This window comes from Rahnella sp. PD4 (assembly GCF_049199325.1).
Taxonomy (GTDB): Bacteria; Pseudomonadota; Gammaproteobacteria; order Enterobacterales; family Enterobacteriaceae; genus Rahnella; species Rahnella perminowiae.
Window position 1 is genome coordinate 71,986 of record NZ_JBLZQF010000015.1, and the last position, 26,604, is coordinate 98,589.

25 protein-coding genes and 1 pseudogene are annotated in these 26,604 nt (G+C 50.6%); 9 read left to right on the forward strand and 17 right to left on the reverse strand.

Annotated features, from left to right (window positions below):
• The 3 genes from ACOZIO_RS23980 (at position 1) to ACOZIO_RS23990 (ending at position 5,149) form a co-directional block, all read left to right on the forward strand.
• A complete protein-coding gene (locus ACOZIO_RS23980) occupies positions 1-1,143 on the forward strand; it encodes an efflux RND transporter periplasmic adaptor subunit (protein ID WP_129992209.1) in 1,143 nt (380 codons plus the stop codon).
• On the forward strand, positions 1,140-4,214 hold the full coding sequence (locus tag ACOZIO_RS23985; RefSeq protein WP_129992210.1) for an efflux RND transporter permease subunit: 3,075 nt from the start codon (positions 1,140-1,142) through the stop codon (positions 4,212-4,214). The genes ACOZIO_RS23980 and ACOZIO_RS23985 overlap by 4 nt, the downstream gene beginning before the upstream one ends.
• 218 nt (positions 4,215-4,432) lie before the next feature.
• Positions 4,433-5,149, forward strand: coding sequence for an HAD family hydrolase (locus ACOZIO_RS23990; protein WP_129992211.1), 717 nt, complete (start codon positions 4,433-4,435; stop codon positions 5,147-5,149).
• Between the two features lie 135 nt (positions 5,150-5,284).
• On the opposite strand, the gene ACOZIO_RS23995 is transcribed toward ACOZIO_RS23990, so the two are convergent.
• Positions 5,285-5,452, reverse strand: a complete 168-nt coding sequence (locus ACOZIO_RS23995; RefSeq protein ID WP_014333835.1) for a general stress protein — start codon at positions 5,450-5,452, stop codon at positions 5,285-5,287.
• A 322-nt stretch (positions 5,453-5,774) separates the two neighbouring features.
• Here ACOZIO_RS23995 and ACOZIO_RS24000 point away from each other — a divergent pair, with 322 nt between their 5' ends.
• A complete protein-coding gene (locus tag ACOZIO_RS24000; RefSeq protein ID WP_129955437.1) occupies positions 5,775-6,263 on the forward strand; it encodes a ferritin-like domain-containing protein in 489 nt (162 codons plus the stop codon).
• Positions 6,264-6,325: 62 nt separating this feature from the next.
• Complete coding sequence (locus ACOZIO_RS24005) at positions 6,326-6,841, forward strand: ferritin-like domain-containing protein (protein WP_129992212.1); 516 nt, start codon at positions 6,326-6,328, stop codon at positions 6,839-6,841.
• Between the two features lie 102 nt (positions 6,842-6,943).
• Here the strand turns inward: ACOZIO_RS24005 and ACOZIO_RS24010 are convergent, their stop codons facing one another.
• Together ACOZIO_RS24010 and ACOZIO_RS24015 are read right to left on the reverse strand one after the other, a co-directional pair.
• Entirely contained in the window at positions 6,944-7,426 is a 483-nt protein-coding gene (locus ACOZIO_RS24010) for a CinA family protein (RefSeq protein ID WP_129955433.1), read from the reverse strand.
• Positions 7,427-7,451: 25 nt separating this feature from the next.
• Positions 7,452-7,928, reverse strand: a complete 477-nt coding sequence (locus ACOZIO_RS24015) for a DUF1003 domain-containing protein (protein WP_129992213.1) — start codon at positions 7,926-7,928, stop codon at positions 7,452-7,454.
• Positions 7,929-8,311: 383 nt separating this feature from the next.
• Between ACOZIO_RS24015 and ACOZIO_RS24020 the strand changes: the two are divergent.
• Positions 8,312-9,634, forward strand: a pseudogene (locus ACOZIO_RS24020) (cation:proton antiporter).
• Between the two features lie 105 nt (positions 9,635-9,739).
• Positions 9,740-11,368: an alpha-amylase family protein gene (locus tag ACOZIO_RS24025; RefSeq protein ID WP_129992214.1), complete on the forward strand. Its 1,629-nt coding sequence runs from the start codon at positions 9,740-9,742 to the stop codon at positions 11,366-11,368.
• A gap of 22 nt (positions 11,369-11,390) precedes the next feature.
• On the opposite strand, the gene ACOZIO_RS24030 is transcribed toward ACOZIO_RS24025, so the two are convergent.
• From ACOZIO_RS24030 to ACOZIO_RS24045, 4 genes are all read right to left on the reverse strand, one after another.
• Positions 11,391-12,377: an SDR family oxidoreductase gene (locus tag ACOZIO_RS24030; RefSeq protein ID WP_129992215.1), complete on the reverse strand. Its 987-nt coding sequence runs from the start codon at positions 12,375-12,377 to the stop codon at positions 11,391-11,393.
• Positions 12,378-12,499: 122 nt separating this feature from the next.
• Positions 12,500-13,405, reverse strand: a complete 906-nt coding sequence (locus ACOZIO_RS24035; protein ID WP_129955425.1) for a manganese catalase family protein — start codon at positions 13,403-13,405, stop codon at positions 12,500-12,502.
• Positions 13,406-13,647: 242 nt separating this feature from the next.
• Positions 13,648-14,019, reverse strand: a complete 372-nt coding sequence (locus tag ACOZIO_RS24040) for a type II toxin-antitoxin system death-on-curing family toxin (RefSeq protein WP_129955423.1) — start codon at positions 14,017-14,019, stop codon at positions 13,648-13,650.
• Positions 14,016-14,237, reverse strand: coding sequence for a type II toxin-antitoxin system Phd/YefM family antitoxin (locus tag ACOZIO_RS24045; RefSeq protein WP_129955421.1), 222 nt, complete (start codon positions 14,235-14,237; stop codon positions 14,016-14,018). The genes ACOZIO_RS24040 and ACOZIO_RS24045 overlap by 4 nt, the downstream gene beginning before the upstream one ends.
• Positions 14,238-14,360: 123 nt before the next feature.
• Between ACOZIO_RS24045 and ACOZIO_RS24050 the strand changes: the two genes are divergently transcribed.
• Complete coding sequence (locus ACOZIO_RS24050) at positions 14,361-15,053, forward strand: hypothetical protein (RefSeq protein ID WP_217157029.1); 693 nt, start codon at positions 14,361-14,363, stop codon at positions 15,051-15,053.
• Positions 15,054-15,113: 60 nt separating this feature from the next.
• Here ACOZIO_RS24050 and ACOZIO_RS24055 read toward each other — a convergent pair whose 3' ends face one another.
• The 6 genes from ACOZIO_RS24055 to ACOZIO_RS24080 all read right to left on the reverse strand — a co-directional run bounded on the left by ACOZIO_RS24055 (position 15,114) and on the right by ACOZIO_RS24080 (position 19,884).
• A complete protein-coding gene (locus ACOZIO_RS24055) occupies positions 15,114-16,385 on the reverse strand; it encodes an alanine racemase (RefSeq protein WP_421595823.1) in 1,272 nt (423 codons plus the stop codon).
• A gap of 11 nt (positions 16,386-16,396) precedes the next feature.
• The gene (locus tag ACOZIO_RS24060) at positions 16,397-17,134 is read right to left on the reverse strand and encodes an amino acid ABC transporter ATP-binding protein (RefSeq protein WP_129955415.1); all 738 of its coding nucleotides are present in this window, start codon (positions 17,132-17,134) and stop codon (positions 16,397-16,399) included.
• 17 nt (positions 17,135-17,151) lie between these two features.
• Positions 17,152-17,775: an amino acid ABC transporter permease gene (locus ACOZIO_RS24065; RefSeq protein WP_421595824.1), complete on the reverse strand. Its 624-nt coding sequence runs from the start codon at positions 17,773-17,775 to the stop codon at positions 17,152-17,154.
• Positions 17,772-18,506 (reverse strand): amino acid ABC transporter permease, encoded by a 735-nt coding sequence (locus tag ACOZIO_RS24070; protein WP_129955411.1) that lies wholly within the window; start codon positions 18,504-18,506, stop codon positions 17,772-17,774. The genes ACOZIO_RS24065 and ACOZIO_RS24070 overlap by 4 nt, the downstream gene beginning before the upstream one ends.
• Before the next feature lie 49 nt (positions 18,507-18,555).
• On the reverse strand, positions 18,556-19,380 hold the full coding sequence (locus tag ACOZIO_RS24075; protein ID WP_129992219.1) for a transporter substrate-binding domain-containing protein: 825 nt from the start codon (positions 19,378-19,380) through the stop codon (positions 18,556-18,558).
• Positions 19,381-19,491: 111 nt separating this feature from the next.
• Positions 19,492-19,884, reverse strand: a complete 393-nt coding sequence (locus ACOZIO_RS24080; protein ID WP_129955407.1) for a RidA family protein — start codon at positions 19,882-19,884, stop codon at positions 19,492-19,494.
• 402 nt (positions 19,885-20,286) lie between these two features.
• Here ACOZIO_RS24080 and ACOZIO_RS24085 point away from each other — a divergent pair, with 402 nt between their 5' ends.
• A complete protein-coding gene (locus ACOZIO_RS24085) occupies positions 20,287-21,039 on the forward strand; it encodes an IclR family transcriptional regulator (protein ID WP_129992220.1) in 753 nt (250 codons plus the stop codon).
• Positions 21,040-21,167: 128 nt separating this feature from the next.
• Here ACOZIO_RS24085 and araC read toward each other — a convergent pair whose 3' ends face one another.
• The 4 genes from araC to ACOZIO_RS24105 form a co-directional block, all read right to left on the reverse strand.
• The gene (gene araC / locus ACOZIO_RS24090) at positions 21,168-22,040 is read right to left on the reverse strand and encodes an arabinose operon transcriptional regulator AraC (protein ID WP_129955403.1); all 873 of its coding nucleotides are present in this window, start codon (positions 22,038-22,040) and stop codon (positions 21,168-21,170) included.
• Between the two features lie 27 nt (positions 22,041-22,067).
• Positions 22,068-24,077 carry a beta-galactosidase gene (locus ACOZIO_RS24095; protein ID WP_421595827.1) on the reverse strand — a complete coding sequence of 670 codons (2,010 nt, stop codon included), beginning with the start codon at positions 24,075-24,077 and terminating at the stop codon, positions 22,068-22,070.
• Positions 24,078-24,095: 18 nt separating this feature from the next.
• Positions 24,096-25,319, reverse strand: a complete 1,224-nt coding sequence (locus ACOZIO_RS24100) for an oligosaccharide MFS transporter (protein ID WP_421595828.1) — start codon at positions 25,317-25,319, stop codon at positions 24,096-24,098.
• A gap of 360 nt (positions 25,320-25,679) precedes the next feature.
• Positions 25,680-26,604, reverse strand: a 925-nt coding sequence (locus ACOZIO_RS24105) for an APC family permease (RefSeq protein ID WP_421595830.1), incomplete at its 5' end; no start/stop codon positions are given.

Genomic DNA, 26,604 nt, shown 5'->3' on the forward strand with positions numbered 1-26,604 from the left:
ATGGCTGTTACCTTCACCGATTATGCGCGGCATGCTGTTCGCCATTTATCCGCCTCCGGCCGGATACTTCCCTTCATTCCTGCTGCCTGTCTGGCCATTATTGTTATGGTGCTGATAGGTTGTGGTGACAAAACCCATAAACAAACTCCTCCGGTCAGGCCGGTACGGGCAATTCTCGCACCGTCCCCGGTCGCGGTGGGTTCTCTGATTCAAACGGGTGAAATACGCGCCCATGAAGAGGTTACGCTCGGGTTCCGGCTGGACGGACGCATTCTGACGCGGCAGGCCGAGGTGGGAGATCGTGTGATCGCAGGTCAGGTTCTCGCCACACAAGAAAGCGATACCAGCCGCAACCAGCTCAGCAGTGCGCAGGCCGATCTGAACAGTGCCCGCGCGGCAGAACAGGTGGCCTCGCTCAATCTCAGGCGTATGCAGTTACTGATGCCTTCGGGGGCTATTGCCCGATCGCAGCTTGATAGTGCCCAGGCTGACTGGCAGGCTGCCCGCGCGAAGCGTCAGAGCAGTGAAGATGCGCTCAAAAATGCGCAGGAAAATGTGTCCTGGACAAAACTCATTGCTCCGGCTGACGGGGTGATCACCCAGGTCAGCGCGTCGGCAGGACAAGTGGTCAGTGCCGGACAGTCTGTGATCACCCTGGCCAGTGGCAGCATTCGCGATGCCGTATTTGATGTGGCTGATCCTCAGTCTGTTCCTCAGCAAGCTGACAGCCTGTTTAATGTATCGCTACTTTCGGCCCCTTCCGTAGTGGCCCGGGGGCATTTCCGCGACGTCAGCCCGCAGGCCGATCCGCAAACCCGTACCTGGCGTCTGCGCATCACCCTGGATAACCCGCCACCGGCCATGGCACTCGGTGCCAGTGTTCAACTTACACTTAACGCGTCAGGTCCGCTTTTGATAGCACTGCCTGCCTCTGCGTTGACCCGTACCGGGAATAAACCGGCCGTTTTTGTTGTGGATGAGAAAACACAGTTGTTGCATTTAAGGCCAGTCGTTATCGGGCGTTACAGTACCTCTGAAATATTTATATCTGCCGGTATCCGCTCTGGCGAAAGGGTGGTCATTGCGGGTGTCAGTAAACTTCGAGACGGTGAAAAAGTTATCCCCGGGGAGGACAGCGAATGAAAACGTCTTCCCCGGTCGGGGCTTTCAACCTTTCAGCCTGGGCGCTGAATCATCAGTCGCTGATCGCCTTTTTTATGTTGCTGTTAATGGCGGCGGGTATCATCAGCTATGAGCAACTCCCCCGGAATGAAGACCCGGCGTTTACCATTAAAACTGCCGTGGTGTCTGCGAGCTGGCCGGGTGCAAGCGTGGAGGACACGGTTAATCTGGTCACCGATACGCTGGAGAAAAAACTGCAAGAAACGCCTTATCTTGACTTTGTCCAAAGTGAAACCCATGCAGGGCAATCAGTTATTTTTGTGAACCTTCGCGATGACACGCCCCCTTCAGAAGTCGCGGGTATCTGGTATCAGGTGCGTAAAAAGATGCAGGATATTGCGCCGTCACTGCCAGCGGGTGTGCAGGGCCCGGCGGTGAATGACGAATTTGATGACACATTCGGCACCATTTATGGCTTTACTGCAGAAGGTTTCACGCCGCGTGAGCTTCGTGACAGGGTCGATGATATCAGCCGCAGTCTGATGTCGTTGCCGGATATGGGGAAGATCAATCTGCTGGGTGTGCAGGAGGAGAATATTGTCCTCGCATTCTCACCGGCGCAGCTGGCGGGAATGGGACTGGATTTGCAACAAATCACCGATGCGCTGAAGGCGCAAAATGCGGTTGAACCTTCAGGCGTCTTGCGAAGCGATCGTGAAAACATTGCCTTGCGGGTGAGCGGCGCACTGACATCAGAGCAAAGTTTACGTGCCGTGACGCTGCATATTGCCGGGCGCTACATTCCGCTGACGGATATCGCGACCATTAGCCGCCAGGATGCCGAGCCTCCGTCACCGGCATTCCGGGTCAACGGTCAGCCTGCTATCGGTCTTGCCATATCCATGGCTTCTACCGGCAATATGCTTTCTTTCGGCAAGGCGCTCAATGACCGGATGGCTGCTATTGGCGCGCAGCTCCCGCATGGTATTGAAATGGTTAAAGTCGCGGATCAGTCGACAGTGGTTTCGCAGGCTGTAAGCGGATTTATCCGTGTATTAATTGAGGCTGTGGTCATTGTGCTGGCAGTGTCCTTCGTCTCATTAGGCACCCGTGCCGGGCTGGTGGTGGCTGCGGCGATCCCCATCGTGCTGGCGATGACGTTTATCGGCATGATGCTGGCGGGCATAGGCTTACAACGTATTTCACTGGGGGCGTTAATCATTGCCCTGGGGTTGCTGGTGGATGATGCCATGATCACCGTCGAGGCAATGGTATCCCGCATTGAGGCCGGTGATTCTAAATGGCGGGCAGCAACTTACGCATTCGAAACTACGGCTTTCCCGATGCTGACCGGCACGCTGGTGATGATAGCGGGCTTTATTCCGGTCGGATTTGCCGCCTCAAGTGCGGGAGAGTATTGCTATTCTCTCTTCGCCGTGGTGCTGATTGCGCTTTTATGTTCCTGGGTAGTGGCCATCCTTTTTTCACCGCTGATCGGAACCTGGCTGTTACCTGAGAAACTGGCATCACACGCGGGAAAACAGGGCAGACTGATGCGTTTCTATCAGCGTCTGCTCAATCAGGTTCTGCAAAAACGTGTGGTGACTCTCAGTATTGCCTGCCTTTTGTTAGGGCTTGCCGCTTATGCGACCACGTTTATGCAGGGCGAGTTTTTCCCGGCGTCGGATCGCCCGGAACTGCTGGTCAGCCTTACGCTTCCTGGCAACGCTTCTCAAAGCGACACCGCACGGCAAGCCGGGCGGCTGGAGCATGCCTTGAAAGACAATCCGAACATAGACCATTTTTCTACGTATGTGGGGTCAGGTGCGGTGCGCTTTTACCTGCCTATGGATGTGCTACTGGATGATGAAAACACAGCACAGCTGGTTGTTGTCGCTAAAAGCCTTGAGGACAGGGATAAATTACGTGCGCAACTGGAAACAGTTTTAGCCCGGGATTTCAGCGATATCACGACGCGTGTTTCGCCGCTGGAACTGGGGCCACCGGTAGGCTGGCCGGTAAAATATCGTATCAGCGGACCGGATTACGCGAAGGTCAGACAGATTGCGCAGCATCTCGCCAGTGTGCTCGGAAACAGTCCCGAGACCCGTGAAGTTAACCTGACCGCCGGTGAACCTGAGCGGGTCATCACTTTGCAGGTGAATCAGACCGCAGCACGCGCAGCGGGCGTTTCCTCCGAAAGTCTCGCCACATTGCTTAATACCGTCTGGTCCGGGAGTGTTGTCACCACCGTCAGGGATAAAAACCGGCTGATTGATGTTGTTCTGCGGGCAAATAAGCGTGAACGTCAGGATTTGACCACGCTGTCCGGGCTGATGATCACGACGGCAAACGGGCAGAAAATCCCCCTCAGTCAGGTGGCGACACCTGTCTGGGGCATTGATGACCCGGTTATCTGGCGTCGTCAGCGCCTGCCGTTTATCACTGTACAAACTGATTTAGCCGCAGGGCTGCGTGCAGAGACTGTTTCTCAGCAACTTGCCCCTTTGGTGTCACGCATCAGGGCAACTTTACCGCCGGAATATACTATAGAGGAGGGTGGTGTGGTGGCAGAGTCGGACAAAGGCAACAGCTCGGTATTCGCGGTACTGCCGGTCACACTGTTTGTTATGCTGATCTTACTCATGATCCAGCTTCAGCGATTCTCCCGTATGCTTCTCGCGTTGTTCATGGCCCCATTCGGGCTGATTGGCATTGTGTTGGCAATGTTGCCGACAGGTACGCCGATGGGATTTGTCGCCTTACTCGGTATCATCGCTTTAGCAGGCATGATTATCCGCAACGCGGTGATCCTGATCAGCGAAGTGGACAATAACGTCAGGGAGGGTCTTGACCGCGATGAAGCCATCAAAGCGGCGGCACAACACCGCTCCCGGCCTATATTACTCACGGCTTGTGCTGCAATACTGGGAATGATCCCGATCGCTGAGCAGGTTTTCTGGGGACCTATGGCCTATGCGATTATCGGCGGTCTCATCGTTGCCACTTTCGTCACGCTTACTGTTTTACCCGCTTCGCTGAGTATTATTATGCAGTTTGAAAAGAATCATGTTAATGCAAAGTTAAACTAAGCTGATGAACTTCAGTCACGTAACAGTAGCACTCACTGTCGTACAGAGAAGGAGCCAGCCTGCGAGGTCTGGCTGTAACCTGTTCACGATAATGTTAGTTCTGTGCAATGCTCAGGCAGGTGAACATCTGCCTGAAATCATTCCAAGCCAGGCTGTAAGTTCATTATTGAAAGAAAGCATTAGGGTGAAAAGTATAACTAATAACAAGAGGTTAGAGGATGTCTCCAAAAGCCGTGTTTTTTGACTTAGATAATACGCTTACTCATCGAGCTTTGAGTATTGCCCGGTATGCAGAGATATTTTATTTGGCCTTTCGTAACCAACTTAAAGAAAAAAATGCAGATAATATTAATGCGATTATCACTCGTGAGGATAACGGCGGTTACCTTCCTGAAAACTCGCCATTTTCCTCAATCCGCGAGGCAGTAAGCCAAACATTAGCTTCAGAGCTACGATGGATAGCCCCCCAACAGGGTAAGACAGTCCTGGAACATTGGGTCAATCACTTCCCTTCAGCGGCTATTGTCATGCCTGGTGCCAATGAACTGATTGATGAACTTATCAGGCATGGTATCGCTATTGGCGTCATATCAAATGGCGCTGAGTGGTCACGCAATAAAACGTTAGAAGCCCTTTCTCTTTCAGAAAAAATAGACGTAATGCTCTGTTCTGAAAGGTTTGGCGAAAGTAAGCCCTCACCAAAAATATTTCATGCAGGAGCAAATCGGCTCGGTTTACGTCCAGATCAGTGCTGGTATGTGGGCGATCATCCAGTTAATGATTATCAGGGAGCTAAAAATGCTGGCATGAAATCTATCTGGCTGAAAGGGTTTCATCCATGGCCGGGACGGTGGGTTGATACAGAATATTCCGTAAATTCTCTTAACGAAATCACTATGATGTTTACGCAGCATGCTTTACCTCGGCCTTGGTGAGCAGAAAATAAGATACTATGTACCGGGCTAAAATAAAGAAGTGCATACGTATTAAAATAATAAACAAATTAAAAAGGCCTGCGGAATTCACCACAGGCCCGGGTGGGACAAAATATAGCCCTACATGATTAAGTACTAATCATTATCATGGCTATGCTGTCCACCCTTTTTGCCGGCTTCACTTGCACGTTCGCGGTCATTAGCGAAGTTACCCCCGCTTTTTTGCCCGCCTTTTTTACCGGCTTCTGATGCTTTCTCATGGTCTTCTGCAAAATTACCTGATCCACCACGATGTTCGGCCATAATATCCTCCTATCGGATTAGTACAGTTTTTTAGAGTAAGAGCATCCTGATATGAATATACAGGATGTTTTACCTGAAGAGCATGTGCTCACGTTCAATAATAATATAGTTTGTCTGGCTGTAAAAATTTTTATTTATATTTAATGGGCGGTGAGTGGGGTGTGTCTGCATATACAATCGTAACCCGCTATTCTTTAGGTGGTTTACGGAATCTGCTGTGGTTGGATATTATAATTTTGTTTAGGAAAAATCCTAAACCTATATATTAACAATTAAAACAACTATTATTAATAACTCACATAAACAACATGACGAGGCAATTATGGCTATTACGACATTGAAAGATCTTTTTATTCATGATTTATCTGACGTTTATAGTGCTGAGCGCCAAATTACCAAGGCCTTACCGAAGATGGCACGGGCGGCGACCAATCCCAAACTGGTAGAAGCCTTTAAACTCCATCTTGAAGAAACACAAGGCCAAATTGAACGGCTGGATCAGGTCGTGGAATTAAGTGATGATCTGCGCATTAAACGCATGAAATGTCATGCCCTGGAAGGCCTTGTGGCTGAAGCGCAGGAATTGATCGACTCAGTTGAAAAAGGTGAGGTTCTGGATGCCGGTCTGATCGGTGCCGCGCAAAAAGTTGAACACTATGAAATTGCCACATACGGCACTCTGGTCGCAATGGCCAAAAAATTAGGTTATACCGACGTTGCTAAATTACTTCATGAAACGTTGGAAGAAGAAAAAAGAACCGATGAGAAACTGACCCTTCTGGCGGAGTCCGATCAGGCTTCAAAAGGCTAACTTCCGTTGGGTTGCGATCGTCCGGATGATTGTTTTATTCCTCTGTTTATAAGGAGTTTGTTATGGCCACTTCAGAAGCGTATGAGAATTACATTGACTGGGTGAGGGATGCTCACGCCATGGAACAACAAGCCGAAACGATGTTATCAAAAATGGCGGATCGGTTAGAACACTACCCGGTTCTTCAGCAAAGAATTAAGCAGCATATTACCGAAACGCAGGGGCAACAGCGACTGGTTGAGGGCGTTTTAAACAACCTTGATACCTCGCGCTCCGTGCTGAAGGATACCGCCGGTAAAATGTCGGCGATGGGTCAGGCCTTTGGCGGTATGTTTGCCAGTGACGAAGTCATAAAAGGCGGGATCAGCGGTTACGTATTTGAACATTTTGAAATTGCCTCATACAGCTCTCTTATCGCTGCTGCTGAGCATGTGGGCGATCTGGAAGGTGCCCGCGTTTTTCGGGAGATTAAAATTCAGGAAGAAGAAATGGCTCAATGGTTAGCCGAACATATGCCTGAACTGACGAAACAATTTTTGTCCCGTGAAGAAGACCCGGACGCAGAAGCGAAACGCTGATACTGAGCACGCATTTTACGTTCATGAGCCCCGGCATCGGGGCTCTACGCGTTTAATAAAATGATGAATCCGCCAATCTCAGGCAGTTCCCGTTATATCCCGTTATAAAAGTGCAGCCAGCTTTTCAAGAGCGAAAATGGAGGCCTGCAGGAGAACCGCTTCACTGTCACCGTCAAAATGTCTCACTTCTTGTCGTTGTTTACCTGGCCCGAGATACCAGCCAAACCAAACGGTGCCGGCAGGTGTCCCGTCTTCTCCCCCTTCCGGACCCGCATAGCCACTGACAGAAAGCCCGGTGTCCGTGCCAGCCATTTCGCTGGCACCTTTTGCCATCTCTTTTACGGTCTGAGCACTGACGGCGGTAAATTTAGCCAGCGTGTCTGTACTGACATGAAGCAGTTGATTTTTCGCCCTATCATCGTAGGTAATAAAACCGCTCGCATAGGGTACGCCGCCCTCGGAAGCCGCGCACAATGCCATCCCTACCATACCGGCTGTGCAGGATTCGGCACTTGCCAGTGTAAGGTCTCTGTCCTTGAGTACATGAACCACCTTTTGCGCCGCGTTTAATAATTGCTCATCCATTCCTGTTCTCCTTCTCTTGCTCAAGCTACGAAGAGGATTCACACCTGTTGCCCGCCAATTTTTCCACTAATTTTGTGAGATGTTCTATCTTGTCATGAAGCTGCGCAATTTCTAAATCTGCTTTTACATTCACGTCAGATTCGATTTCCTTACGGATTTGATCATTCTTCTCCTGGCGTTTTTGATTCATCATAATCGCGGGGGCGGTATAAGCTGACTGGAAAGACAGAAAAAGATTAAGCAGGATAAAAGGGTAGGGATCAAAAGCTGATTTCTTAATAAATACATTATAGCTTGTCCAACCCAGAATTATACCCGTTTGTATAAGGATAAATTTCCAGGTTGCAATAGCACCGGTGATTCTTTCGGCAAGTTTTTCACCGAAATTACCTGGCTTCCTGCATTCTTCCGGATCGTTTATTAATGTCGCATGCTCCTCCTGACTTTTTTTTCGAAGTTGTTGCAAGTGTTCTCTGTCTTTGGTGTCCATGATTTCAGCCATATCATCATCCTCTCTGAATTAAGGCATAAAGTTATTTTATTATACATTTCCGATGGGTAAGGTATATCAAACGGTTTTTTTAAAAGCTGTACATAAAACTTTTTTTGTATAATTTTCGCACTACCTTCTGTGTGCCTGTCTATTTCATAAACAATTTAGTATGCTTAAATATAAAATAATGAGCATAACGCGATATTACATCGATAAGATTTTTCTTATTTAAGATAAGCGGTTAAATACGAAAAATACATAAATTTAAGTATTTACCAGACTCAACGAAGAGAATAAAAACAGCTTGAATTTTTTACAACTGACGGATTGCTGTCATTATTAAAATTTACTGAAATGAATCATATACAAGAAAGCAGTGCAGGAGGTGAGAGATGAATTTTCTCGACTGGATGATTGCGGCTGGCATCCTTCTACTGACTATGTCGATGCTGACTGGCTGGTTAAACAGAACGCCTGTGCCTATGTTCGGTCTTTATTTAGTTGTCGGTATCGCTTGTGGTCAATGGGGACTGGGACTGGTAAATATAGATGTTTTTAGGCATACCTCTATGATCAGCCGGGCGACGGAAATTGCTATGGCGGCATCATTGTTTATTACCGGGTTAAAATTGCGTTTTTCCTTTAGTGCGCCGGTCTGGAAAATTGGCGTGGTTCTGGCGCTTCCCACCATGTTATTAACCGTCGGCGGTATGATGCTTATTGCACACTATCTGGCGGGCTTTTCCTGGCCCATCGCGTTGGCCTTTGGCGCGATTGTCGCGCCTACCGATCCGGTGTTAGCCAGCCTGGTGGCCGTCAATGACGCCAGAGACAGTGACTGGCTCAGGTTGTCATTATCCAGCGAAGCCGGTCTCAATGACGGGACGGCATTACCTCTGTTGATGCTGGCATTGATTTTCTTTCATGCAAATGAAGCCCCTCTGTCCGCTGACCAATGGATCCACTGGCTGTCCGTTGACCTGCTTTGGGGATTATTCGCAGGTCTGACCCTCGGCTTCGGGCTGGGCAGGGGCGTTGGCCTGCTCGCGACACGCTCACGACATTTACAACAGGATGTAGCTCCCAGTGATTTCATTGCGCTCGCACTGATGGCCCTGAGCTTCTCACTGGCGACCTAAATAAACGCTTCGGCTTTTCTGGCCGCTTTCGCGGCCGGGGTTGGGCTGCGCAGCGCTGAAGTTAGCGTACAAAAACGCCATAAACAGGATGATGAGAACGGTGAAATCCCTCCCGCCGAAACGATGGTAAATCCTCATTCCCGGCACCGTCTTGAGGAACAGGGGCCGGTGAAGTCCGTCGGATTAGTTATCGGTGACGCGTTATCTTTTGGGGACACGGTCGAACGGCTGCTGGCTGCAACCTTAGTTATTTTATTGGGCATGACGTTAGCGCTGCATTGGGATATTGATGGACTGATGCTTGCTGTGGGGTTGTTTGTGGTTGTGCGTCCGATAGCCGTGTTACTGATGACCTGGGAAATGGCCTATTCCTGGAAACAGCGAATGATGATGGGGTGGTTAGGTATTCGGGGTATTGGCAGTATTAATTATATCGCTTTTGCCCTTCTTCACGGTTTGCAAGGCGAAGAAGTAACCAGAATGGTTAACTGCGCAGTGACATTAATAACGTTCAGCGTACTGCTGCATGGTGTTACGGTTGGGCCGCTGCAGAAATGGCGGCGTAAGAAAAAATAGCTATATTGGCGAAGACGTAGCCGCTGATTGTCGCGAAATCATTATTTGCCGCTAAAGTTATTATAAGCACGGTTCAGAATAGGGTTTAAAACAGAGAGTGAAGCGATGAACAGTGACTGGTATAAAAATGCCATTATTTATCAGGTTGATACCGCTTATTTTTTTGATGCGAACAACGACGGAATTGGCGATATCAGCGGTATTCTTAAACACCTTGATTACATTCGTGGTCTGGGGGCTAATGCACTCTGGCTGACACCTTTTTATCTGACTCCTTTCCGAGATGACGGATACGACGTAAAGGACCATCTCACAGTAGATCCGCGTTTTGGTGATATCGCCGATATGGTGATGCTGCTTGAACAGGCTGAAGAAATGGGACTGCGGGTGATAATTGAATTAATTTTACAGCATACCTCAAGCGAACATCGATGGTTTCAGGAAGCCCGGAAAGACCGTCATTCGCCGTACCGCGATTATTATATCTGGGCAGATGAACCCCCTGAAAATGACGATCCTCCCATGTTTCCCGGGATAGAGGAGAGTGTCTGGAGCTGGGATGAGACTGCGCAGCAGTATTATCGACATATGTTTTACCATGATGAGCCGGACTTAAATCTGGCTTGTCCCGCCGTGATAAATGAAATTGAGCGGGTGATCCTGTACTGGCTCCGGCTGGGTGTTTCCGGATTCAGGCTTGATGCCGCTTCGCACCTGATAAAACAAGCCGGAAAAGGAGATGTCAAAAAAGGTCTCGGGTTACTGAATCATTTACGAAATTTTGTCGCCGTCCGGCACCCCGAAACTATTTTATTGGGCGAGGTTGATGTTCCGCCACAGCAATATAGCGATTATTTTGGCGATAATGATCGCCTGCATATGTTACTGAGTTTCTCACTAAACAAGGCGATGTTTCTTTCCTTCGCACATAAAGATGCCCGCCCCTTGGTTAAGGCGTTGGATGATATTCCCACCCCACCGGCAAGGGCCTGTCTGGCTAACTGGTTGCGTAACCATGATGAACTGGATCTGGCGGGATTAAGCCCGGCAGAACGACGTGATGTTATAAAAGAATTTGGTCCTGAACAGGATACGCATATCTATCAGCGCGGACTGAGACGACGCTTAGCTTCAATGTTTGAAAATGATACAGCAAAAATTGCTATGGCATATTCGGTGTTATTTTCATTACCGGGCACACCTATTATTCGCTATGGTGATGAAATTGGCATGAGCGAGAATCTGTCCCTGAACGAGCGGAATGCTGTAAGAACACCCATGCAGTGGGACACCACCCGGAATGCCGGTTTTTCTCAAGCTGAACGCGATAAACTGATCGCACCAGTGATGGTAAGAGGACCCAACCGTTACCGGCTTGTGAACGTCAGTAAATCACAAATTCAAAACCATTCACTGCTGCATCTTGTCAGCAACATGGCCCGGACGCGGCTAGGGTGCAAAGAAATAGGGTCCGGTACTCATAAAATCATCGACATGAAAATGCCCTCCCTTTTTGCCATTCGTTATGACTATGACGGGGATGCTTTGCTGATGATTACCAATTTAAGCAATAAAAAAGTGCAGGTTGAGCTAAACGAGCCAGAAATTATGATGCTCACCGAACTGCTTGCCGATGAAGAATATGCTAAGTCAGGACTATTGAAAGCAACAGACAGGTTTCCGGTCAATGGCTACGGCTACCGCTGGTTTACGCTCAAATTCACTCGCGAATGAATGCCACGTATACAATACCGAATTACTTTTTCCTGCCGCTTTTTCGCCATAATAGGGCACAAAAAACGGCGCTAAACATTGTCAGCGCCACTTTACCCGTTCGCGCGGGATCGATGGCAATAACACTGTCCTTCGCTTCACCGCTGAACTTTCCCTTGCTTGTGTGATGACCTTCAACAGGCGTATAGAGATTATCGTCTTCATTTATCGGGTGAGGTTCTGACTGCATTTGTCCTCCCCATGCTTTTTGGGACATCAGCTTATCCAGCCATCCCGGGAAAAACATATTGCCAAGAATGGACTGTACAGTGGATATCCCGACCCATAATTCCCTCGGGGCTAAAAGAGAGGCTTTATATATGGCCTCCGCTATCGCTTCCGGCTGGTAAACCGGGGCTACCGGACGGGTGGTCCGGGGCAGCTTGTTACGCGACCATTCAAACTGCGGCGTATTAACGGCTGGGAGATGCACCATCGTCAGCCGGATAGTTGATTTTGAGTGGATAAGCTCTGAACGCAGTGCATCAGTAAAACCACGTATAGCGGCTTTCGCACCACAATAGGCAGATTGCAGCGGAATAGATCGATATGCTAATGCTGAGCCAATTTGAATAATATGCCCCTTATTTTGGGCCGACATAATTTTTAATGCTTCCCGTGTACCATTAATTACACCGTGATAAGTGACATCTGTAACACGTTGATATTCTTGCTGACTCATTTCAGTGAAAGGGGAGATGACCGTACACATGGCGGCGTTTATCCAGACATGGACTGGCCCAAGGGTATTAACAATCTGAGTCGCGGCATCTTCCATCTGACCGGTGTCGGCAACATCTGCACTCATCCCAAGCGCGCGGACGCCTGTCGATTCTATTTCTTTGATTGTTGCTGTGAGACCTTGCTGGCTACGGGCAATAACAGCCACATCATAACCATGCTGTGCAAAGCATAATGCCGTGGCTCGCCCAACACCCGCGGTCCCCCCCGTAACCACGACTAAAGGCATAGAACACCTCCTATTATTTCATTTCTGACATTATCTATCGCTGTGGAATATTGAGGACCGATATTCATATATCCCTATAATCAGCGCCTGCGTATACAGGCGGCAGGCGCTGATTAGGATATTCAGGTCTTAGGCTTGATGATATCTGGCTTGGTGTTTTCAATAGGGCCGGTGGAACCAAGCTCAGCGCCCGTGACAGGGTTTATCGACGGGTCAGACTGGGTCCGTGCTTTCATCGCATCCAGCTGGGACTGCTGTGCTGCATCCAGGCTGACCGAGGCTTCACCCGTTCCGCCATCAACCGCAGGCTGAGGCTGGTCAACATACTCGAATGTCTTATCAGAATTCCAGCTACCACGGACAGTGCCACCTTCTGACATGTTGTAATAGACCTGAGAAAATTGTGGCAGCGGCGGTAATTTGCCCGGCGGGAAATTATCCTGGATCGCGTATAACGCTTTTTCAAAGGACTGCTGATGCGCGACTTCACGGGTCATAAGAAAACTGAGCGCGTCTTTAATCCCCGGATCGTCTGTTACATTGATTAAGCGTTCATACACGATTTTTGCGCGGGCTTCCGCCGCAATGTTTGAACGCAGATCCGCTGTAGGTTCGCCGATGGTGTCAATGTAAGCAGCACTCCACGGCACGCCGGCAGAGTTAACCAGTGCGGGACCGCCGCCATACAGCAGAGAGGTAATATGGCTATCATTCCCTCCACCGGTGAGAGAACGATAAAGGTCTGCCTCTTTTTCGGTCCCTTCAGCCAGCTCACCTTTTGCGCCTTTATTCAGCATACCGACAATAGTACCGATAATTTCCAGATGACTGAGCTCTTCGGTGGCAATGTCGAGTAAAAGATCCTTCCTGCCCGGATCGTCATCTCCAATCCCCTGCGTGAAGTAGCGGCAGGCTGCCGCCAGCTCTCCCTGAGGGCCGCCAAATTGCTCGAGTAATAAATTTGCCAGGCCGGGATTCGGCCCTGCGACACGAACCGTATATTGCAACTGCTTGATATGTTTAAACATGAAGTTTCCTCATTCAAATCGATGAAATATGGGTTGAGCAAATTAAGCCTAGAAAAGGAAAGGGAGATTAACCATAAATAAGGGAAGGATATGAGCATCTGATAACACGTTTAGGATTTTTCTGCATAGAGCAGTTAAAGAGGAAAACTGATCGCCTCAATAACCCTTTCTTTGAAGAGCTTCCCCTGGTGTTATCAGCCACAGAATGTTAATTACACGTATTAAAAGGTGGGAATTAATTTTCAGATCGACTGTTTCAGGATTTCAGCAATATGCCACACATCCAGATTCCCCTGCGCTGCAGCGACAGTCAACTCTTCATGGTCTGGAGAAAACCGAAGAGAAATCCCGTTACGGCGCAGGAACAAAACTGTTGATGCAAATGCCGTTCTTTTATTTGCGTCATTGAAACAATGTCCCCGCGCTATGGCCAGAAGGTATGCAGCAGCCAGAACGTATATATCATTCTCGCCTTCATAAATGTGGCGGTTTAAAATTCGGGTTGCCATACTGTCTATCCGGCCAGGATCGGCATAGCCTGCAAGACCTCCGTAAGCTGCAATCATACGTTCGTGAATACTGATGATGTCTTTACTGGAAAGAAAATAAATCATCGGTTTTTGAGTGCTTCAAGCGTTTGGCCATGTTCAGTAAACAACCAGTCAAAATCCGATTCCGCCTGTATTTTTTGCATTTTTTCATACTGCTCAGCATCAATGACAATGACAGGTTTTGCGGACCGGCGTGTGATCATGATAGGTTCACCGCCGGACACGCCATCAAGGACCGCTGCCAGTTCATTTCGGGCCGTTGTAAAATTTATCGCTTGCATCGTTATCACCTCAATGAAATGTACACCCCAGTTGTACAACTCAATGTACATTTAAAAATGGTATTTTTCAACGCCGCACTCATGACTATTCACACGCATGATTATGAATAAGTAAGGATCACTATGTTCAGTAAAGCACAGCGGGTTGCCTTTCCTGCCCTGGTTATCTCGGTATTTTTGCTTACCGGCTGTCCTCCCGCAGCTGAATTCACTCAATGGGAACGTCCTTCTACGACGGAAGAGGGAGTAAAAAACGCGATGACACAATGTGGTGATCCGGTTGGCTATACACTGAATAACCTGCCCAGAAATGAGCAGGCACTGCAATTCCTTTGTATGCAGCGTTTGGGTTTTACACGTAAGGACGGGTTTGATTTTTGTGAGGTGATGGGAAAACTTCCCGCCTGCGTTGAAAAAAAACAGGGACATCCGCTCAGTCAGTCCCAGCTCGAAGCGCTGCCGTTTGAAGCTGATGAAGGATTCTATCCGATTAAACCGGATTCCAGCCGGTATGAGGATATGCAAGTCACCTGGCGTAAGGTGGGCGCGCCAGGGGGAGGGTTGTCGACGCAAGTTGCCAATGATCGGGAGGCGCTGCCGGTGATGTACGCCTGCGGTTATCCAAAACCGCTCGGGTCCAATCTGGCGGTTGCCAGCATTGGACGTACAGCAAAAGCCCAACGCTGCATGATTGATCATGGCTTTGAACCGAAGAACAAAATGATGCTGGTTTGCCGGCCTTACCCGCAGGTGACGGGATGTGAAAATTTATTGAAATATTCATCCGCATTAAATGAAGTCTCTCCGCGCGCATAGTAACTATCTGCAGTAAGCAGTCTGAACCTGCGCCTCCATCGCTATGATTCGATGCTTCACTCAGAATGCTGTTTCCAGTGAGTCTGTGACGCAATAATCATCATCTACCAATGGCAAATACCGCCATTTATCGAACGCGGTACAGGGATGTGAAATACCACAGCCCACCCAATCACCAGGCTTTAATGTATCCTCATCCGGCAGCAACAAATATGCATGTTGATCGTTCACCTCGCGGATACGCATGCCAGAAGCCGCACGAGGGGCGCTGCCATCAACATTGCGCACCCACAGCGGATTCGGCAGGTCCTGGTCAAAGGGCACATCACGGCGTCCAAAATCAACAAACGCCAGCCCTGGCTCGGGGCGAGATAACACCCGCCCCCAGATTTCCAGCGCTGCCTCAAAATGATACCGGGCATCAGGTTGGGAAAACGGGGCGATGCGGGCATATAACCCGTTATCGTGTGCCATATAGGCACCCGATCGGATCAGCGGTGTGATCGGTAGCGACAGCCGGGCTTCGTTAAAACAGGTACTGACCACATCAAACCAGGCACCGCCACCGGCGCTGAGAATAATGGTGTCGCTGCTGAACAGCTGCTTCTCGGCCAGCAGCGCAGCGGTGGCGATCAGCATCTGACAATAATCTTGCACCCTGGCGATACCAGTGGCGTCACGCTCCGCCCCCAGCGCACCTTCATAACCCGCTACGCCGACCAGTTGCAGGGCAGGGCAGGCAGCGATCGCGGTCGCGATCTCCAGCGCTTCGCGCTGGGTACGGCAGCCGGTACGTCCGCCACTGACGGACATCTCCAGCAGTACCGCAATGCGGCTGTCGCTGAGATGTTGCTCCAGCAAACGAACTCCTTGCATTGAATCGACGTAGCAAAGAAAGCCATGGTCGGGATGCTGCTTTTGCCATTCGCCTATACAGTGAATACCGGCGGGGTCGACCAGCTGATTAGCGAGAAATACGTTGCGAATACCAAACTGGCGCAGCGCCCGTACCTGCGCCGGGGTGGCAGCGCTCAATCCCCAGGCACCGCCTTCAGTGACGGCACGACGCAGGATCGCCGGAGACATAGACGTCTTAGCGTGTGCCGCCAGCATCACGCCCTGTTCATGACAAAAATCTGCCAGCTGACGCAGATTATTTTCCAGCGCCGATTGCTTCATCAGCATCAGCGGGGAAAACACCATGTTGCTGGCAAATATCGGCGTGCCAGCCGGTAACGGCGCATCGCCGCGGCCTGCAACAGATTTAAAGCGTGGCGCGGGTTGGATCGCATCCAGCAGACCATCTGCCATCAGCGGAAAATGAATTGACATAGCGCCTCCAATTAATGCTCAAGCACACGTGACAAAAATTGCTGAGTGCGGGGATTCTGTGGATGAACAAAAATCTGCTCAGGCGATCCCTGTTCAGCAATTACACCCTGATCCATAAACACCACGCGGTCAGCGGTTTTGCGCGCAAAACCCATCTCGTGCGTGACCACGACCATCGTCATACCTTCACGCGCCAGGCTGCGCATCACCTCCATCACTTCGCCGACCAGTTCGGGATCGAGCGCCGAAGTTGCTTCATCAAAAAACATAATTTTAGGTTCAACCGCCAGCGCCCTGGCAATGGCTACGCGTTGTTGTTGTCCACCTGACAGCTGCGCTGGATAATAGTGTGCGCGCTCAGCCAGACCGACGCGGGTCAGGGCTGCCATGCCGCGTTTATTCGCTTCGGCTTCAGACAGTTTCTGCGCTTTAATCAGCGCCAGTGTCACGTTACCGAGTGCGGTTTTGTGGGGAAACAGGTTGAACTGCTGGAACACCATCCCGACATGACCACAAATTTCCCGGTTGCGTTTATTGTCGTGCAGCGGCACATCGTTGACCCAGATTTTCCCCTCATCGGCTGTTTCCAGTCCGCTCATAATGCGCAGTACGGTACTTTTTCCTGAACCCGATGCGCCAATCAGCACCAGCACTTCGCCGGGCGAAACATCAAGGCTGATCTCTTTCAGTACCTGAGTGGTACCAAACGATTTAGTAATACGGCTCAGCGTAATGGCGGATTTGCTCATGATAACTGACTCCTGGTTTAATGATGTTGAACCCAACGGGAAAGCGGAAAACACACAACGAAGTACAGCACGGCCACCAGACCGTAGATCACCACCGGCTGGCCAATGCGATCGACAATGGCCTGCCCCTGATGCATTAGCTCAGACATGCCGATCATGCTGACGATCGACGTATCCTTAATCAGAGAAAGATACTGGCCCACCAGCGGCGGCAGCACAATGCCGCGTGTCTGTGGCAGGATCACGCTAAAAAAGGTCTGGTATTTAGACAGGCCGAGGATCCACGAGACTTCCCATTGTCCTTTCGGCACCGCTTCGATCCCGGCACGAAACACTTCAGCGATATACGCGCCCTGATAAATGCTCAGACCCAGTATCCCGGCAGCAAACAGGTTGATTTCATAGCCGAAATACGCCACCCCGAAGTAGATAAACATCAGGGTGATCAATACCGGGGTTCCGCGAAAAAGCTCGGTATATAACACGGCAACTTGTTGTGCGACTGGCAAACGGCTGGTTCGCAGCACGGCGGTGAGCAGACCGAGTAAGGTACTGCCGATAATCGCCGCCACCGACAGAAGCAGGGTGACACCCAGCCCCTTCAGCAACAGCGGTAACGAGCTGGTGATCAGGTCGTTCATAGCGCGTTCTCCCGCTTCAATGGGTTAGTCAGCCATTTTCTTGCCCACCAGGCGGGCTTTTTTACCCGGGTAACCAGCGGCGGATGAAACATCCGTCGTCCTGCCAGATTACCGAGCCAGGCAAACAGGTTGCTGAGCAGCAAATACACCACCGTCACCACGCTGAAAGTCTGGATATAGAGCAGGGTACGGGCGTTGATCACCGTTGCCGTGCCGGTCAGTTCGGGTAAGGCAATCGCCGACAGCAGCGAAGTACCCAGTAGCAACTGGATCAGATTATTGATAATGGCTGGCCACACCGCGCGTGCGGCCTGGGGTAACACTACGCTGAGAAACAACTGACGGCGCGGAATACCGAGGATCCACGCGGCTTCCAGCTGTCCTTTCGGCACGGACTGAATCCCGGCACGAAAGATCTCCGACAAATAAGCACCGACGTTAATGCCCAGTGCCAGCACGCCAGCAGTAAAGGCGCTCATGGTGACGCCGAGCGAGGGCAGACCGAAAAAGATAATAAAAATTTGCAGCAACACCGGCGTATTACGGATGAATTCGACGTAGCAGTGACTCAGCCAGCGTAGCGGAGCTAACGCGGAAGCTTTCGCCAGTGCTGCCAGCAACCCGAGTGCGACGGCCAGCATGAAAGCGAGAAGAGTGACCTGTAGCGTGAGCCAGGCGGCGGTCAGGAAAGTCTCGCCATAACTCCACAGGGTTAGCCATTGATAACTCATGAATGGACTCCTTCCTGCGGCGTAGCAAAAGCTGCCACGCCGCAGGTGATCAGAATTGCGGGTTCAGTGGATAACGCGGTTTATCGCCAAACCATTTTTGATACAATCTGGCATTCTCACCGGAAGCGTTGATCTCAAACAGGAACTCATTCAGGTAGTTCAGCCACGCCTGGTCTCCTTGTTTCACGCCAAAAGCGTTGTACTCCAGTGGCACCAGCGCTTCGTTGGTGACGGCGAGCGTCGGATCAAGCTTGGCCTGATAAGCGAGGAAGTTGTTATCCTCGATCATCGCATCAGCCTGACCCTGTTTCACGGCAAGGATCGCTGCCTGAGAGGAATCGTATTCCTGAATTTTCACGTCGATACCCATGCTGCGCACTTCGTCACCATTGGTTGACCCTTTCACCGTCGCGATGGTTTTTCCGGCCATGTCATGCGCCGATTTGATACCGCTCTCTTTACGGACCAGCATCGCTTCGCTTGCCACCACATACGGATTGGTGAAGCCGATCTCTTTGGCGCGTTCCAGATTACGTGTGAAGTTACAGAACACCACGTCCACTTTGTTGGTTTGCAGGTTAGGGATGCGGTTGGCGCTGGTGGTGTTCACCATCTCCAGTTTCACACCCATCTCTTTCGCCAGCGCTTTCGCCAAATCGACGTCATAACCATCAGGATTGCCGTCTTTATCGTAAAAGCCGAAAGGAGCGAAACTCAGGCAATCACCCACGCGCAGCGTGCCACGTTGCAATACGGTTTGCAGCGTCGATTGAGGTGCCGCACCCGCCTCTTTTTTTTCTTCCGTGGGAGTACAACCGGCAACGGCCAGCATGACCAGCGTTCCGGCGATGATTTTTAACGAAATTGCATTCATTATTTTTCTCGCTTATTAAATGGAGACAACATGAAAAACATGAGTTATTAACGGACTGCCGTGGTGTTGGCGAATAAATAAAAATCTCAGGTGGTTATCAGATTAATAATATTATTTTCTATCAGCACGAAAGCATTTCATATCCACTTCCACTTTGCAGTCGACGACTAAATCCTGCACGCTACAAATACGTGCCGGTGGATTTCCGGTAAATATATCGCTGAAAACTTTATTAAATGAACTGAAGTAACGTGCGTCAGTTAATACCGCTGTAACGTGAACCACATCCTCCACTGTATAACCCGCCTCACGCATAATGGACAGGCAGTTATCAAACGCCAACCGGGTCTGTTCGATGATTCCGCCTTCCACGACTTCGCCCTCGCGCATTGGTGTCTGACCCGAGATATATAGCCAGCCATCGGCCTCTACTGCTCGTGCGAACGGCAGTTTTTGCCCACCGGTACCGGTGCCGCCTTCAATACCATAACGTTTGATCGTCATGCAACACTGCTCCTTTTTGTTCTGAGAATGCCCATTTGTACGGCATGGCAACAGTCTGGTATACCGGACTGTTATCTGCAATATCGGATTGCCCAAGATTTGCACAGGTTTTTTATTTTTGCAATATGTCGTGAGGAATTTAATTTTTGTGATGCCGTCGCGATCGCAAAATAAAAATGAAAGAAGCAAGTTTCCGAATGGAAATGTTATCCCTCTCGTAATTTAAAAAAATAATCTGCACGTTATGCGCAAAAATGAGGCCCCAAAATAGAACAAGGAAATATAAACTCAGCCAATAAAATTTTAATTAACGGGGATGGGTTAACGACGACTCTCGGTGTATGATGCTTTTCTTTTTTACTGTCTGGCGTGATCGCCTGACTGCATCAGGAGAATTTGCTTATGCCGGACGAGAAACTATCGCGTGCGCGCGGCGTTGACCGGGTTATCGACATTTTTCGCCAGTTGCATATCGCTCGTCAGCCCATGGCGATCCGAGATTTGATCGACGCCACCGGTGCGCCGCGTTCCAGCGTATATGAACTTGTCAGTCTGCTGAGTGAGGCTGGGCTGATTGAACTGGATGCCGACGGCGCGGTGTTCTTTGGCCGTGAAATGCACTACTACGGTGCAGATTACATGGCGCATAACGATCTCATCCGCCGTGCACATCAGCTAATGGTTGAGATAGTGGCCCGTCTTGGTGAGACGGTGCAGCTATGTATGTTGGAAGGGGATAAGTACACCGTAGTTCTGTCAGAAAGTAGTGCCCACCCCTTCAAAATCACTTCTGATATCGGAGTGCGGGTACCGATTACCTGGACGGCCACCGGCCGTCTGCTGCTCAGTAATTGGTCAGACACTGCCATTCTCGATCTCATCCCTGAAGAAGATTATCGCCTGGCAAACGGGCAGGTCCTCGACAAGCAGGCATTCCTCGAAGATATCCATCGTGCCGGACAACTGGGATATTGCCTGACCGAAGGTTTGTCAGAGAGTTTTACCTGCTGTATGGCAGCACCGATTCGTTCGCGTAGCGGGCAGGCGATAGCCGCTATCTGCTTTATGGTGAGCCGCGATACGCCTGAGGAGCGCCGTCAGATGTTACTGAGAGAGTTGATCGTTTTCGGGCAAAAATTGTCTGATTTCACCTGAGTCCGACACATTTTCTTAGTCAGGTGATAACTTTCAGTTCCGTGTCATGATACGTTTTTTATAAAACAGTCATTATCAGCCATGACCCTACCCTAAAATCCTGCTCCGTTGGCGTCAGATTTGGCACGTTAGCCCTTCATTGCAGCATAGCGTTTTCGGTATTCCCCTGGGGGAATACCATTATGTTTGCGAAACACCCGTGTAAAATAGACCGGATCGCTATAGCCCACCGACGCTGCCACCTTGCTCAGCGGCAATGCCGTGGTCTGCATCAGCCATTTTGCCCGATTAATGCGCTGCATCTCGCGCCAGGCGTAAATAGTCTGCCCCAGATTGTTTTTAAACAGGTGCGCCAGCCGCGAGGGCGACAGAAAAACCATCGCGGCCAGCCTTTCAATTCTCATCTCCTGGGCGATATGTTCGTTCAGGTAATCGCAGACTGCGTTGATACGTGGGTCATGGGCATGACGGTTACTGATCGGCTGCAACTGAAAGCAGTTTATAATTAGCCGCTCCAGTGCATTCATCGCCAGCGCTTCGGAGAAAGGTACTGAGTCGTTATAGTGGCGGATTACTTCGTAAAACAGATCGCGCAGCACCAGTTGTTGCTGCGGGTCGTTGACCATCGTTTTGCCAATGCCATGAGTGGTGTGATCCCACTTCAGCCAGTCGACCCAATAGGGCCGCGGGATAAAGTAAATCCACAGATGATCCCAGAACTCACTATGCTCATCACGCCCGTAGTGGTGGGATACGCCGGGCGGGAACAACAGCAGTTCATTTTCGCGAAACAGCAGTGCCCCGTCCCCTGCTTTGGCCCGCGCCTGGCCGCGCAGGGTCAGGTTGATGATGTAGCCCTTCATCCCCTGAGGGCGGTTAATATAGTAGTCGAGCTTCGATCCACGGCTGATGGGGGTAAAACCGGCAACTACCCAGGCGTTAAAGGTGAAGGTTTTTATCAATGGCGAGAAGTTCAAAAGCTCATTGATATCCAGTTCCATATCTTCTCCGCCGGTAGTCATGTGCCGTTAACTTTCGATGATACTAAAGTCCCAGCCTTTGAGACGCAATGGCTCACCGCAGGCCACTGTTTTGCCGCTCAGCAGTTCAGTGCCTGCCGTTTCCGCGATCGCTTCCTGATTATCAGCGCTGTAGTTAAACAGGAAGTGGATATACTTACCGTCGCGGTTACGCATCGTTCTGGCGACCAGCGGATAACGATGGATGGAGGTGCGTGAACGTAAGCTCAGCCCATCGGTCAGCGTGTCAAAAAGCTGCTGAATCAGCGATTTATGTGGCAGGAAGCCAACATACAGCGCCCGTCCTTTACCGTAATCTGCCTCAGTGGCCGCCGCGTACTCTCCCCAGGCCGGATGCTGGTAGCGCAGCAGCGTGCGGGTGCCCGGCGCAGGGGTCAGCAGTTCCATCCACAGTTCGACATTATTATGTGCACGGCAGTCGATCGCTGGCGTACAGGCAGCAACAGTTACGTCCTCAGGTAGCGTGAACTGGCTATAGGTTACGCCGCAGGCCTGACACAGGATGCCCGGCTGGGCACTGCTGCGCACCTTCACGTTCTCGTCGCTAAAACCAGACTTAAAGCCAATCAGCGCTCGCCCTCCTTGCTCAATATAGTGGTTTATGCGCGCCAGCAGACCGTCATCAGCGGCGTAGAGACCAGGAACAATAAGCGTTTTATAGCGCGAGGTTTCATCAGTTACGTCATTAATGATATCCAGCGCGATATTATGATCATAGAGCGCGTCGTGGAAGCGACGGAAAATATCGTTGTAGACGTTGCCCTGAGCATTACCGGGACGAAACTGGTTAAGCGCATCCATCGCTTCGTTGCTGATCAACAGTGCGACATCATTCTCCGCGCGCAGCCCGGCAAGCTTAGGGGAGAGGCGGGCGAAATCGGCGCCGATAGTCGTCGCTTCTTGCCAGGTGGCGTTGCGCGAAAAGTCGTGGCTCAGCAAACCCTTCCAGTAGGTTTCAAAAGCGTTGTGAATGGAATGCCAGTGCCAGTAGGAAACCATCGCCGCGCCGGCGGCCACGTGGCTGAAGGCCTGCAGCCGCAACTGGCCGGGGAACGGCGTCCACTGGGCGAACCCCTGCGCCTGCGTTTCAAGAACGAAATAGTTATTTCCCCCCTTGAGTGCGCGGGTGATAGTACCGCCAAAGGCGATTTCCCGCCCGGTCAGGTGCTTCTGGCTGGGGTGATAGATATCAACCCCGGCGATATCCAGCGCCTTCGCGGCGGCAAAATGGTCAACCCGCGGCTGCACGCCAAACGAATAGCCGCGCCACTCAAAGTCAAAATTATGGGTCACGAACTGATGAGGGAGCGAGTACTCCCGCACGATCTCCGCCTGCCAGGCCAGATATTCCGTCACCTGCTGGCGCTGATAGCATGAGAAGGCGCAGGTGAGGCTGGCATTAATGGTGTTCTCAACGGGCGGGAAATCATCCCAGTTATCGATGCGGTTACTCCAGTAATCGAGGCCGAAGTCGTGATTTAGCGTGTCGAGGCTGGTGTATTTTTCGCGCAGACTGCGTACAAATCCCGTCTGCATATAATGTCCGACGTTGTCGTAGTGCTTTGTTTCGTTATCCAGTTGCCAGCCAACAATCGCCGGGTGGTGGTGCACGTGCGCCAGCAGGGTGCGGATAATCTTTTCCGCATAGCGGCGAAAATTAGGGTTAACGATATCCATAATCTGCCGTGGGCCGTACTTCTGCTGCCCCCCGGCGGTGGTAACGAGAATATCAGGGTATTTAGCGACCAGCCAGGCCGGTACCGCATAGGTGGGAGTGCCGATGATCACCGCGATACCCGCTTCGTGCATTGCGTTAAGCACACGATCGATGTGGTAAAAATTATATTCACCTTCCTGCGGCTCCAGCGTGCTCCAGGTGGATTCGGCAATACGTACGACATTGATGTTCGTTTCGCGCATCAGTGCGATATCTTTCGCCAGTCGGTCCTCCGGCATATATTCGTCGTAATAAGCGACACCGTAATATAAATCAGACATAGAGTTTACCTCATGAAGTTAGTGTGCGGCTGCGGACTGCGGGGCGAAAAATCGCGCTTTATCCAGCGTGATAAAGGAGAGCAGAGTGAAGCACAGGGCTATGCTGCCAAGCACCACGTAGCTGCTGGTGAAACCCAGGCTCTGGTACATATGGCCAATGCCGGTAGAGAGGAAAATCGAGCTGAAGCTTTTGGCGAACTGAAAGCCAATCAGATAGACGGTGGCGGAAAGCATAGTGTTAAAGTTAGCGGCGATATATTTCAGCGCAGCAACCAACAGCACTGAACTTTCAAAGCCGTGCAGCAGTTTAATCAGGCTGATGGAGACCGGGCCGATCGCCCAGGCAGAACCGATAATGCGCAGACTCATAATTATGCCACAGTACAGCAGGGCGTTTTTAGGGCCGATTTTATTGACGAACCAGGGCGCGAAAAACATCACTACCGCATCAAGGACGATTTGCCCGGTCGTCAGGTAACCAAAGACTTCCGCACCGCGCGCCTTGCTTTCAAAGAAGTGGCTGTAATAGATAGCGAACTGCTGGTCGTAAGTTTCATAGACCGCACCGACGCCAATCATGTAGGCAGCGAAGAACCAGAATTTCTTCATCTTTAGCAGAGCGGTGGCGTCATCAAAAGTCACGGGAGAGCCTTTGCTCTGCGGTTGTGCTCCTGCATGGGTGGTGTCGACCCGGGTTTTCCAGACGACAAACAGCAGGCAGACCCCGGCAGCGCTGGCCAGCCAGAAAATCATGTTCTGATCGACGCCGTAGAGCTTGCCGGCGGCAAACGTACCTATGGCAGCACCAATCCCGCCGAACATACGCGCCCGACCAAATTCAAATCCGGAGGCGCGGCTGACCTTATCAATATAGGCTTCGCAGATGCCACAGCCAGCGCCATAGGCCATGCCTATATAAACCCCTCCAGCCAGTGCGCCGAGAATCACGTTGTACTTCAGCAGTGGGGCGAAGACATAAATCCAGTAGGGAGCAAACAGTGTAATAATGATGGCCAGCATCCACATCAGGTGTTTGCGGTAGACCAGTTTGTCGGAGATAAAGCCAAAAAGTGGTTGCACACAAACCGCGATGATAGCGGTAAATGAGTAAACCAGACCGACATCGGTATAGCTGATGCCGATGGTTTCCGTCAGCCAAAGTGACAGATAGGGATAACAGCAGCCCCAACCGATGAAGAAGAACAGGAAGAACAGGCAGCTAATTGAATAATTTTTTTTCATGATACCCTCGTTTCCTCACACACGAATCTTGATGTAGAGACGCGAGCAACGTTACCGTTTTGCGCGACGGGGAGTCATAAACGTTTCGCTACCGACCAGTAATAACCTGCTACAGCGAGACGCGCGTGAGCGGCTTCACATTATGGGGGGGACGAGAGATCCCGGTCACAGTATTCGGCGGAAGGGAGGTCAGGGGGTGTGAGCCTGTTTATTTTCACGGGAAATAGACGTCGCTGACGTAACGGGAAGCGCTACGGGTAGAAGTAAAAACGAGGGCAGCGTTATAAAAGAGAAACGAACAATAACGCTGACCGCGAATATGCCTGATATTTTACAAGCCGGATGCAATGAAGAGATAAATCATTTTGACTTCACTGTATGCATCTTACGCCTCGCCGATAACAGGTAACCAACACCGGCACAAACAGCAAGAAACCAGGGAATAAATTCCACCAGCTTTGCATCACCGCCACCTGTGAGTAGCTGCAGGTTGTTGATCGCCATGATAATGGTAACCGACATGGTGATAAGTGCGCCCATTGGTGCCCACAGCACTTGCCACGCGCTGTGATTGTGTTTGCCAACACGCCGGAAAAACCGGATAACGGCAGCAGAGACCCCTACCTGAAGTATCAGGATCGACAAGGTCGCAATCGCGGAGCCGAAGGCGAAAATCTGGACTAACGGATCCATATTGGTGCCGCCCATTCCCATCAGCAGCAATAGTAGAATCACACTGTGGGCATGGCTGGCCTTGTGCGGCGTTCCGTTGGCCGGGTGAGTTTGGCACAGTTCTTTCCAGATCAGGCCATCACGGCTGATGCTGAAGATATAACGCGAAATGTTGTTATGAAATGCCAGTGCAGCAGCAAACAGACTGGTGATCAGCAGCACGGACATGGTTTCAACGGCCCACTGACCGACATATTCGCGGGTAATATCAAAAATGAAGTTTCCAGGGTCTTTACGGGCAATCTCCACAATCTGATCAAAACTATAGGCTTGCACCAGCGACCAACTGGTAAAGCCAAAGAAAACGGTAATCATCAGCAGTGCGCAGAGGGTGGCGCGCGGCACGGTTTTATGCGGATCACGACACTCTTCGGCATAAATCGCCGTTGACTCAAAGCCGATAAATGAAGCGATACAAAAAATAAACGCAATACCGAGATTGCCGTGACTAAACACGGCCGGATCAAATGAACTGAAGTTCAGTGGCCCCGGCTTTTTTATCAGCAAACTGACGTCCGTCAACAGCACAATTGCCACTTCCGCGATCATCAGC

Coding starts and splice junctions, on each gene's coding strand:
- ACOZIO_RS24050 (WP_217157029.1), top strand. CDS start 14,361: ATGTTCAGTAAAGCACAGCGGGTTGCCTTTCCTGCCCTGGTTATCTCG.
- ACOZIO_RS23980 (WP_129992209.1), top strand. CDS start 1: ATGGCTGTTACCTTCACCGATTATGCGCGGCATGCTGTTCGCCATTTA.
- ACOZIO_RS23985 (WP_129992210.1), top strand. CDS start 1,140: ATGAAAACGTCTTCCCCGGTCGGGGCTTTCAACCTTTCAGCCTGGGCG.
- ACOZIO_RS24030 (WP_129992215.1), bottom strand. CDS start 12,377: ATGCCTTTAGTCGTGGTTACGGGGGGGACCGCGGGTGTTGGGCGAGCC.
- ACOZIO_RS24080 (WP_129955407.1), bottom strand. CDS start 19,884: ATGACGATCAAACGTTATGGTATTGAAGGCGGCACCGGTACCGGTGGG.
- ACOZIO_RS24045 (WP_129955421.1), bottom strand. CDS start 14,237: ATGCAAGCGATAAATTTTACAACGGCCCGAAATGAACTGGCAGCGGTC.
- ACOZIO_RS24065 (WP_421595824.1), bottom strand. CDS start 17,775: ATGAACGACCTGATCACCAGCTCGTTACCGCTGTTGCTGAAGGGGCTG.
- ACOZIO_RS24005 (WP_129992212.1), top strand. CDS start 6,326: ATGGCCACTTCAGAAGCGTATGAGAATTACATTGACTGGGTGAGGGAT.
- ACOZIO_RS24085 (WP_129992220.1), top strand. CDS start 20,287: ATGCCGGACGAGAAACTATCGCGTGCGCGCGGCGTTGACCGGGTTATC.
- ACOZIO_RS23990 (WP_129992211.1), top strand. CDS start 4,433: ATGTCTCCAAAAGCCGTGTTTTTTGACTTAGATAATACGCTTACTCAT.
- ACOZIO_RS24025 (WP_129992214.1), top strand. CDS start 9,740: ATGAACAGTGACTGGTATAAAAATGCCATTATTTATCAGGTTGATACC.
- ACOZIO_RS24000 (WP_129955437.1), top strand. CDS start 5,775: ATGGCTATTACGACATTGAAAGATCTTTTTATTCATGATTTATCTGAC.
- ACOZIO_RS24040 (WP_129955423.1), bottom strand. CDS start 14,019: ATGATTTATTTTCTTTCCAGTAAAGACATCATCAGTATTCACGAACGT.
- ACOZIO_RS24010 (WP_129955433.1), bottom strand. CDS start 7,426: ATGGATGAGCAATTATTAAACGCGGCGCAAAAGGTGGTTCATGTACTC.
- ACOZIO_RS24055 (WP_421595823.1), bottom strand. CDS start 16,385: ATGTCAATTCATTTTCCGCTGATGGCAGATGGTCTGCTGGATGCGATC.
- ACOZIO_RS24095 (WP_421595827.1), bottom strand. CDS start 24,077: ATGTCTGATTTATATTACGGTGTCGCTTATTACGACGAATATATGCCG.
- ACOZIO_RS24035 (WP_129955425.1), bottom strand. CDS start 13,405: ATGTTTAAACATATCAAGCAGTTGCAATATACGGTTCGTGTCGCAGGG.
- ACOZIO_RS24060 (WP_129955415.1), bottom strand. CDS start 17,134: ATGAGCAAATCCGCCATTACGCTGAGCCGTATTACTAAATCGTTTGGT.
- ACOZIO_RS24100 (WP_421595828.1), bottom strand. CDS start 25,319: ATGAAAAAAAATTATTCAATTAGCTGCCTGTTCTTCCTGTTCTTCTTC.
- araC (WP_129955403.1), bottom strand. CDS start 22,040: ATGGAACTGGATATCAATGAGCTTTTGAACTTCTCGCCATTGATAAAA.
- ACOZIO_RS24075 (WP_129992219.1), bottom strand. CDS start 19,380: ATGAATGCAATTTCGTTAAAAATCATCGCCGGAACGCTGGTCATGCTG.
- ACOZIO_RS24070 (WP_129955411.1), bottom strand. CDS start 18,506: ATGAGTTATCAATGGCTAACCCTGTGGAGTTATGGCGAGACTTTCCTG.
- ACOZIO_RS23995 (WP_014333835.1), bottom strand. CDS start 5,452: ATGGCCGAACATCGTGGTGGATCAGGTAATTTTGCAGAAGACCATGAG.
- ACOZIO_RS24015 (WP_129992213.1), bottom strand. CDS start 7,928: ATGGCTGAAATCATGGACACCAAAGACAGAGAACACTTGCAACAACTT.